The organism is uncultured Caballeronia sp., assembly GCF_964243625.1.
GTDB lineage: Bacteria > Pseudomonadota > Gammaproteobacteria > Burkholderiales > Burkholderiaceae > Caballeronia.
Genome location: NZ_CAXTGZ010000813.1, coordinates 1 through 2,240, shown reverse-complemented (window position 1 = coordinate 2,240; position 2,240 = coordinate 1). Strand labels below are relative to the sequence as shown.

At 62.8% G+C, this 2,240-nt stretch carries 3 protein-coding genes; all 3 read right to left on the bottom strand.

Annotated features, from left to right (window positions below; all coding sequences use genetic code 11):
* On the bottom strand, positions 1 to 1,107 hold a 1,107-nt coding region (locus ACFFAR_RS31240), incomplete at its 3' end, for a thiolase family protein (RefSeq protein ID WP_174364854.1).
* Entirely contained in the window at positions 1,104 to 1,547 is a 444-nt protein-coding gene (locus tag ACFFAR_RS31235; RefSeq protein WP_174364855.1) for an OB-fold domain-containing protein, read from the bottom strand. The genes ACFFAR_RS31240 and ACFFAR_RS31235, both read right to left, overlap by 4 nt.
* Positions 1,537 to 2,240 (bottom strand): HpcH/HpaI aldolase/citrate lyase family protein (locus ACFFAR_RS31230; protein ID WP_375509234.1); only part of this gene is annotated, 704 nt, incomplete at its 5' end. The genes ACFFAR_RS31235 and ACFFAR_RS31230, both read right to left, overlap by 11 nt.

The window sequence follows — 2,240 nt, the reverse complement described above, 5'->3', positions numbered from 1 at the left end:
CCCGGCAACGGTGCCGCCTTTGCAATACGACAATGCGAGCTTCGCGTCGTCGACCTGGCGCTTGCCGGCCTGACCGGTGAGTTGCCAGTACATCTCGCACACCTGCGCCACGCCGGTCGCGCCGACTGGATGTCCACGCGACAGCAGGCCACCGCTCGGGTTGACCGGCAGTTCGCCACCCAGCGAGGTCCGGCCGCTTTCGGTCCAGCGGCCGCCTTCTCCAGGTGGAATGAGCCCGAGCCCCTCCATTCGCACAATTTCCGCGATCGTGAAGCAATCGTGCATCTCGACGAAGTCGATGTCCGCCGGGTCGATATTAGCCATTGCATAAACCTGTTCCCCGGCGCGTTTTGACACGTCCTCCTCGTTGAGGTCATACAGCCCTGTGCGCAAGGTGCCGCTCACCAACCCGATGCCAAGCACTTCCGGCCGACGCCCATCGATGCCGAGCCGCTTCAATCCGGCCGCGCTGCAGACCACCGCCGCCGCTGCGCCGTCGCTGATTGGGCTGCAGTCGAGCACGCCTAACGGATCAGCCACGGGCCGCGCCGCTAGCACCTCCTCGAGCGAGACAGGCCGCTGGTACTGCGCGAATGGATTGTGTTGCGAATGGTTGTGATTCTTCACAGCAACCATTGCGATCTGCTCGCGCGTCGCACCGTGATCGACCATGTACCGGCGCGCGCTCATCGCGTGTCCCGCGGTCATGACGAACCCCTGCATGGCGTCCAGATCCGACGCGTCCGGTGTCACCCCGCCCTTCACGCGGTCGGTCATCTTTTCTGCACCGATGACAAGCACGACGTCATAAAGGCCCGCGCGAATTGCCATCCAGGCCTCGCGCAGCGCAGTCGCGCCGCTTGCGCAGTAGTTCTCGTGATTGCTCACCGGCAACCCGGCGAGACCAAGCTCCGTGGCCACGCGCTGGCCCGCAACCGGGCCGCCGAAAACGTGACCGACATACACAGCCTCGATTTGCTGGCGCGAAGCGCCGGCATCCTGCATGGCAACTCTCGCCGCGCCTACGGCAAGCTTCTCGAATGTCACGTTGGCGTCGTACTTGCCGAAACGGACCATACCCACACCGGCGATATGCGTTGAACTCATTGCTTTACCTCCTTTGAATCGGCATCCGGCGCAAAGGCATAGCCCACCACTGAAACACCGTGAGATTTACCCACTTCACGAAGCACCAGTCTCACCCGCATGCCAATGCTGACGCGGTCTACCGGAACGTCGAGTTGCGCGAGCACGCGAACGTTATCGTCAAGGTCGACATAGCCGAGCACGTACGGTGTCGGCCGGCCCCCTGGCGCCTGGTACACCACCGTGTAAGTGAAAACCGAGCCGTGACGCGCTAACGGACAGTTCTGGCGCGGCCCATCGGCGAGGCAACCCGGACAAAAGTCCCGCGCCGGAAATGTGCTCGTTCTACACACAGCGCAGGTCGACCCGAGCAGCGTTGGTGGGTCGACCTGAAACAGGCCTTCGCGGATCGGGGCGTATGGCAGAGGTAGAGACAGCCTAAGTTCGGTATCAACAGTCATCGCGTGACTCTCCAGAAAGGAAAAAGGGTTCTTGGACGCCCGTGACCCGGTCGGCCAAAGCGACGATGCGGGCAGCGCGTTTGATAATCGGCAGGTCAATCATCTGGCCGTTCACCTTGACGGCGGCACCGTCGGCGCGCCCGGCGGCGGCCAACGTCTCACGCGCCCAAGCCACCTCCTCGTCCGACGGCCGGAAAACGCGGTTCACGATATCGATTTGCCGCGGATGAATACAAAGCTTGCCGCCGAAACCCATACGTCCGGCTGCTTGCGTCTCCTGCTCGAGCAAGCCGGAGTTGTCGATCGCTGCAGTCACTCCATCGACCGGTTGCGGCAGATTGGCAATCCGGGAGGCCAGTACCAGTCGCGAGCGGGCATACAGGAGGGCGTCCGTATCCAACGAGACGCATGCGTCCAACGCGAAGTCGATGGAGCCGAAGGCGAGACGCCTCACATTTGGCGCTCGCGCGACATCGAGCGCGCACCAGATTCCAGCGGTCGATTCCACCAACGCTGTAATCGATACGGCATCGCCGAGCTGTTGCGCCACGCTTGCTATCTTGTCCGGGTCCTCCGACTTCGGCAACATGATGTCACGCACTCCGAGCGCTTTCACCGCATGAATATCGGCCTCGTGCCACTCGGTACCGGCTGCATTGACGCGCACCATCACCCGATCCCGCGGAAACTGAG